The organism is Pseudomonas sp. SMN5 (assembly GCF_052041925.1).
In the GTDB taxonomy this organism is placed as follows: domain Bacteria; phylum Pseudomonadota; class Gammaproteobacteria; order Pseudomonadales; family Pseudomonadaceae; genus Aquipseudomonas.
This window is the reverse complement of record NZ_JBKGGX010000043.1, coordinates 22,273-28,272: the sequence shown is the minus strand read 5'-3', so window position 1 is coordinate 28,272 and position 6,000 is coordinate 22,273. Positions and strand designations below refer to the sequence as shown.

Genomic DNA, 6,000 nt, shown 5'->3' with positions numbered 1-6,000 from the left:
CCCCCCCCCCCCCCCCTCCCCCCCCCCCCCCCCTCCCCCTCCCCCCCCCCCCCCCCCCCCCCCCCCCCCCCCCCCCCCCCCCCCCCCGCTCCCACATGAATCTGGTCCCATAGAGATTGTATGGTGCTTCAACAAAAATGCCCCTTGATCGCGAGACCAAGGGGCATTTTCCATTCACGGGAAAACTCAGCGATTGCGGGTCAGCAACGCCGGTTTCTCGCCTCGCGGACGGCTTGGCAGTTGGTCCAGTTGCTCAGGCGTCGGGAAACGATCGGCTTTCGATTCCTTGTGCATGATCTTCGGCTGGTTGCTGCGCGGGTTCTGCACGGCGGGTTCCTGGCGAGACTGGTCGTCACGGGCCGGGCGGCGAGGGCGGTCTTCGCGACGGGCCTGGCCGTCACGGGGCGCGCCGTTGCGTGGGCCGCTGCGTTTGCCCGGTGGGGTACCGGTGGACGAGCCGTTGCTGTTGCGAGGGCCGTTCTGACGACCTTGCGACTGACCGCTACGCTGGCCGCCCGCGCCTTGTGCCGGGGCACCTGGACGACGACCGCGGCCTTGAGGCGGTTTCTGCTGTGGCACGTAGTCGACGCGGTTGCCGAAGTTGTCGATATCGTCGTCCAGGAATTCATCCGGGGCACGATCGGCGGCGGCGCGAGGGATCTGGCGCTGCGGCTCACGGGCCGGCGTGCCTTCGCGGGGCTTGTGCTCGCGAGCCGGGCGTTCGCCACGGCTGCCGGCGGGTTTTTCCTTGCCCTTGTCCTTGCCTTTGTCCTTGCGACCGCCGCCACCGCCGTTCGGGCCGTCGCCACGCGGGCCACGGGCGTTGCGCGGGTTGCGCACGTCCGGACGCTCGCGCACTTCAGGCTTCTCGGCCTCGATGGTGCTGGCATCGAAGCCCATCAGGTCGCCGTCAGGGATCTTCTGCTTGGTCATGCGCTCGATGCTTTTGAGCAGCTTTTCTTCGTCCGGAGCGACCAGCGAGATCGCTTCACCCGAACGACCGGCCCGACCGGTACGGCCGATGCGGTGCACGTAGTCTTCATCGACGTTCGGCAGCTCGAAGTTGACCACGTGGGGCAACTGATCGATGTCCAGCCCGCGGGCGGCGATATCCGTGGCAACCAGGATCCGCACTTCGCCGGCCTTGAAGTCGGCCAGGGCCTTGGTGCGTGCGTTTTGGCTCTTGTTGCCATGGATCGCCACGGCCGGCAGGCCATGCTTGTCCAGGTATTCGGCCAGGCGATTGGCGCCGTGCTTGGTGCGGGTGAACACCAGTACCTGTTCCCAGGCGCCGGTGGTGATCAGGTGCGCCAGCAGGGCGCGCTTGTGGCTGGCTGGCAGGCGGAACACACGCTGTTCGATACGCTCGACCGTGGTGTTCGGCGGCGTGACTTCGATGCGTTCCGGGTTGTGCAACAGCTTGCCGGCCAGGTCGGTGATGTCCTTGGAGAACGTCGCCGAAAACAGCAGGTTCTGGCGCTTGGCGGGCAGGCGGGAGAGGACCTTCTTCACGTCATGGACGAAGCCCATGTCGAGCATGCGGTCGGCTTCGTCCAGCACGAGGATTTCCACGTGGGACAGATCGACGCTGCCCTGGCCGGCCAGGTCCAGCAAGCGGCCGGGACAGGCGACCAGGACGTCGACGCCGCGGGCCATGGCCTGGACCTGGGGATTCATGCCGACGCCGCCGAAGATGCAGGCACTGACGAACTTCAGGTCGCGAGCGTAGATCTTGAAGCTCTCGTGGACCTGGGCCGCCAGTTCGCGGGTCGGGGTCAGGACCAGTACGCGCGGTTGGCGCGGACCGTGACGCTGGGATTTGTCCGGGTGACCGTTGGGAAACAACCGCTCCAGGATCGGGAGGGCGAAACCACCGGTTTTACCAGTACCTGTCTGTGCGGCGACCATCAGATCGCGACCTTGCAACACGGCGGGAATGGCCCGCTGTTGCACCGGGGTAGGCTCGGTGTAGCCGGCGGCTTCGATGGCGCCGACTAAAGCCTCGGAGAGACCGAGGGAAGCAAAGGACATGAGTAATCCTGTTTTAGTGAGGGCCTGGCCCAATGGGATAGTCTTGCCTGGCGCGAATGACGTTCAATGAAAAAGACGTCATCCCGTCCGGTCCTGCCGGGTCTCAAAGGCTCTTGCGGACAAGGCTCGCGCGGGCTTGAAGCTGCGCTGTAGCGGTGTCCGGAGACCTTTTGCAAGACCGGGCGTCCGGGCGTGAGCCTGGCGGGAAGGCGCGAGTATAACAGAGCAAACGCCGTGCGCCGCGTTCCTGCTGCTCAACGGTTTATTTGTGGGATGGCCGGACCTGGCGCTGCGACCCTGGCGAGGGGGCCGGCACCGTAGCGGGCGCTCAGTTCGGCATAGGCCGGTTCGCGCTTGAACCGCTTGAGTTCGGCGGCGAAACGTTGCACCAGCAAATCCATCCCGGCCTTGCGGCGCACCGCCAGGTACTGGCTTTGGCGGCTGACCACGACTGGGTTTTCGGTGATCTGGTCACCCAGTTTCATTTGCTCGAGCATGTATCGGCCGACCCTGCGATCGGTGATCAGCAGGTCGATCCGGCCCAATTGCAGCTTGCCGAAGTTGGCTTCGTGGGTCGGCGCCGTTTCCCGCTTGAAATGGCTGGCTTCGCTGAAGGCCTGGCTGTAGAGATAGCCGGGCGAAGTGCCGATAGTCAGGCCGCCCAGCTCATCGAGCGAGCGAAACGGATGGGGTCGGGCGTTGGCGTAGAACATCACGAATTCCACATCCGAGAGAGGTTCGCTGGGGTAAAGCAGCATCGCATCGCGCTCACTGCTCTGGAAAATGTCCAGCGCACCGTCCGCCAGTCCCTGTTCCAACATCGCCAGGCAACGCTTCCATGGCAAAAACTGCCATTCCACATCGATGCCCAGGCGCTTGAACACAATGGCAGTGGTTTCGTAGTCCAATCCCTGGGCCTTGCCGTTCTCTTCAAAGACGTAGGGCGCCCAGGGTTCGGTGACAATCCGCAACTTTTCAGCCCGGGCAACCATGCTCAGGCACAAGAGAAGAAGGGCGGTCAGTAAGTGGGCAATGACGGGCATGGCCTGAGGTTACGCTGAGAGCCCATCAAATAGCTAGAGCGCTCTGGCCTGTACCTTGGTGGCCTGTTGCATGCCATCGGTGTTCGCGGTGCAGTCGGGCCTATTGGCCTGTCATGGTCCACTCCCGGCCTCCTGGCGAAATGAAAAAAGGCCCTGGTTTTCGCCAGGGCCCTTTATTCGCATCACGCTATCAGCGCGGCAGCTTGAGGTTGTTCCACACCGCCAGGCTCGGTTCGGCCTGGTTGAGGGTGTAGAAGTGCAATCCCGGTGCACCGCCTTGCAGCAGGCGCTCACACATCTGCGTGATGACTTGCTCGCCGAAGCTCTGGATGCTGGCGGTGTCGTCGCCATAGGCTTCCAGCTGCTTGCGGACCCAGCGCGGGATCTCTGCGCCGCAGGCGTCGGAGAAACGCGCCAGCTTGCTGTAGTTGGTGATCGGCATGATCCCCGGCACCACTGGGATGTCGACGCCCAGCTTGCGCACGCGCTCGACAAAGTAAAAGTAGCTGTCGGCGTTGAAGAAATACTGGGTGATCGCGCTGTTGGCGCCAGCGTTGGCTTTGCGGACGAAGTTGCGCAGGTCGTCTTCGAAATTGCGCGCCTGGGGGTGCATCTCCGGATAAGCCGCCACTTCGATGTGGAAATGCTCGCCGGTTTCCTCACGAATGAAACTCACCAGGTCGTTGGCATGGCGCAACTCACCGCTGGCCATGCCCATGCCCGAGGGCAGGTCACCGCGCAGGGCCACGATCCGCTTGATGCCCGCAGCCTTGTACTGGGTCAGCAGGTTGCGCAGATCAGCCTTGCTGTCGCCCACGCAGGAAAGGTGCGGGGCGGCCGGGATTTTCACTTCGCTCTCAAGTTGCAACACGGTGTTGATCGTGCGGTCACGGGTCGAACCACCGGCGCCATAAGTGCAGGAGAAGAAGTCAGGGTTGTAGCTCGCCAACTGACGGGCAGTGGCGATCAGTTTTTCATGCCCAGCATCGGTCTTCGTCGGGAAGAACTCGAAACTGTAGCGACGATCTTGGGACATGGTCGGAGCTCCCAGCTGCGAGCTACAAGCTAAAAGCTACAAGAGAGCGGTGCGCCGAGTTCTTGTGCTTAAGCTTGCAGTTTGCGGCTGCGTAATAGCGATGAAGAAGTAAGCCCCAAGCCCCAAGCCTCAAACCACAAGTAAAAATAAGCTGCTTTTACTTGTAGCTTGAAGCTCAAAGCTTGCAGCTGCCATCAGTACCGATAAGCGTGCGGCTTGAACGGGCCTTCGACAGTCACACCGATGTAGTCAGCCTGTTGCTTGGTCAGCTTGGTGACCACGCCGCCGAAACCGCGGACCATTTCCAGGGCCACTTCTTCGTCGAGTTTCTTGGGCAGTACTTCCACGGTCAGGCGCTCGGCTTTCTGGGCCGGCGACAGGTCGGCGTATTTCTGGCCGAACAGGAAGATCTGGGCCAGGACCTGGTTGGCGAACGAACCGTCCATGATGCGGCTCGGGTGGCCGGTGGCGTTGCCCAGGTTGACCAGGCGGCCTTCGGCCAGCAGGATCAGGTAGTCGTCGTTCTGTGGGTCGAAGCTGCCGGCGCCGGTGCGGTGCACTTTGTGGACCTGCGGCTTCACTTCTTCCCATGCCCAGTTCTTGCGCATGAAAGCGGTGTCGATTTCATTGTCGAAGTGACCGATGTTGCAGACCACGGCGCGCTTCTTCAGGGCCTTGAGCATGTTGGCGTCGCAGACGTTGACGTTGCCGGTGGTGGTCACGATCAGGTCGATCTTGCCCAGCAAAGCCTTGTCGATGCTGGCTTCGGTGCCGTCGTTGTTACCGTCGATGAACGGCGAGACCAGTTCGAAACCGTCCATGCAGGCCTGCATGGCACAGATCGGGTCGACTTCGGAAACCTTGACGATCATGCCTTCCTGGCGCAGGGACTGGGCCGAGCCCTTGCCCACGTCACCGTAGCCGATCACCAGTGCCTGCTTGCCCGACAACAGGTGGTCGGTGCCGCGCTTGATGGCGTCGTTCAGGCTGTGACGGCAGCCGTACTTGTTGTCGTTCTTGCTCTTGGTGACCGAGTCGTTGACGTTGATGGCCGGAATCTTCAGCTCGCCCTTGGCCAGCATGTCCAGCAGACGGTGCACGCCGGTGGTGGTCTCTTCGGTGACGCCGTGGACCTTGTCCAGTACTGCGGCATATTTCTTGTGCAGCAGCTCGGTCAGGTCGCCGCCGTCGTCGAGGATCATGTTCGCGTCCCATGGCTGGCCATCCTTGAGGATGGTCTGCTCCAGGCACCACTCGTACTCTTGCTCGGTCTCGCCTTTCCAGGCGAATACCGGGATACCGGCGGCGGCAATAGCGGCAGCGGCCTGGTCCTGGGTGGAGAAGATGTTGCACGACGACCAGCGCACTTCGGCACCCAGGGCAACCAGGGTTTCGATCAGCACGGCGGTCTGGATGGTCATGTGGATGCAGCCGAGGATTTTCGCGCCCTTGAGCGGCTGTTCACCGGCGTACTTGCGACGCAGACCCATCAGGGCCGGCATTTCGGATTCGGCGATGATGATCTCGCGACGGCCCCAGGCGGCCAGGGACATGTCGGCGACTTTGTAATCGGTAAAATCTGCAGGCGTGATGACAGCGCTCATGAAGAGCCTCCATTCGTAATGTATGCGAATGGGCGCCGTTGTGCGTTTAGTGTCCATGCGGGTAGCCCGTACGAACAACGCCCCATCCGAGCCTGACAGGTCGAGCCTGCTGCAGCGCCCCTCGGACAGGTGGCGGGAACGGTCCAAGCGTGGACCGGCTAAAGCGGGGGCGATTATAACGGGCCCGGCCGATCTTCCAAAGGGTTTCTGTCGGCAAATCGAAATTGCCGATGATCGTTATAGGAACCGCGACGTAGAGCCTGACCGGCCGGTCTGCCATGATGCG

At 62.5% G+C, this 6,000-nt stretch carries 3 protein-coding genes, 1 pseudogene and 1 riboswitch; all 4 genes and pseudogenes read right to left on the bottom strand.

Annotated features, from left to right (window positions below):
- Positions 1-186: 186 nt before the first annotated feature.
- The 4 genes and pseudogenes from ACLEJR_RS26230 to ahcY all read right to left on the bottom strand — a co-directional run bounded on the left by ACLEJR_RS26230 (position 187) and on the right by ahcY (position 5,714).
- The gene (locus ACLEJR_RS26230) at positions 187-2,031 is read right to left on the bottom strand and encodes a DEAD/DEAH box helicase (protein WP_440798139.1); all 1,845 of its coding nucleotides are present in this window, start codon (positions 2,029-2,031) and stop codon (positions 187-189) included.
- Positions 2,032-2,263: 232 nt separating this feature from the next.
- A pseudogene (locus tag ACLEJR_RS26225) lies at positions 2,264-3,074 on the bottom strand (substrate-binding periplasmic protein); the annotation flags it as partial.
- Positions 3,075-3,264: 190 nt separating this feature from the next.
- The gene (gene metF / locus ACLEJR_RS26220) at positions 3,265-4,110 is read right to left on the bottom strand and encodes a methylenetetrahydrofolate reductase [NAD(P)H] (RefSeq protein ID WP_440798137.1); all 846 of its coding nucleotides are present in this window, start codon (positions 4,108-4,110) and stop codon (positions 3,265-3,267) included.
- A gap of 194 nt (positions 4,111-4,304) precedes the next feature.
- The gene (ahcY, locus tag ACLEJR_RS26215) at positions 4,305-5,714 is read right to left on the bottom strand and encodes an adenosylhomocysteinase (protein ID WP_440817571.1); all 1,410 of its coding nucleotides are present in this window, start codon (positions 5,712-5,714) and stop codon (positions 4,305-4,307) included.
- Between the two features lie 23 nt (positions 5,715-5,737).
- Positions 5,738-5,843, bottom strand: a riboswitch (S-adenosyl-L-homocysteine riboswitch).
- Between the last annotated feature and the right edge of the window lie 157 nt (positions 5,844-6,000).

What these genes read in the sequence shown, in the direction of transcription:
- ACLEJR_RS26230 (WP_440798139.1), bottom strand. Translation starts at nt 2,031, where the DNA reads ATGTCCTTTGCTTCCCTCGGTCTCTCCGAGGCTTTAGTCGGCGCCATC.
- metF (WP_440798137.1), bottom strand. Translation starts at nt 4,110, where the DNA reads ATGTCCCAAGATCGTCGCTACAGTTTCGAGTTCTTCCCGACGAAGACC.
- ahcY (WP_440817571.1), bottom strand. Translation starts at nt 5,714, where the DNA reads ATGAGCGCTGTCATCACGCCTGCAGATTTTACCGATTACAAAGTCGCC.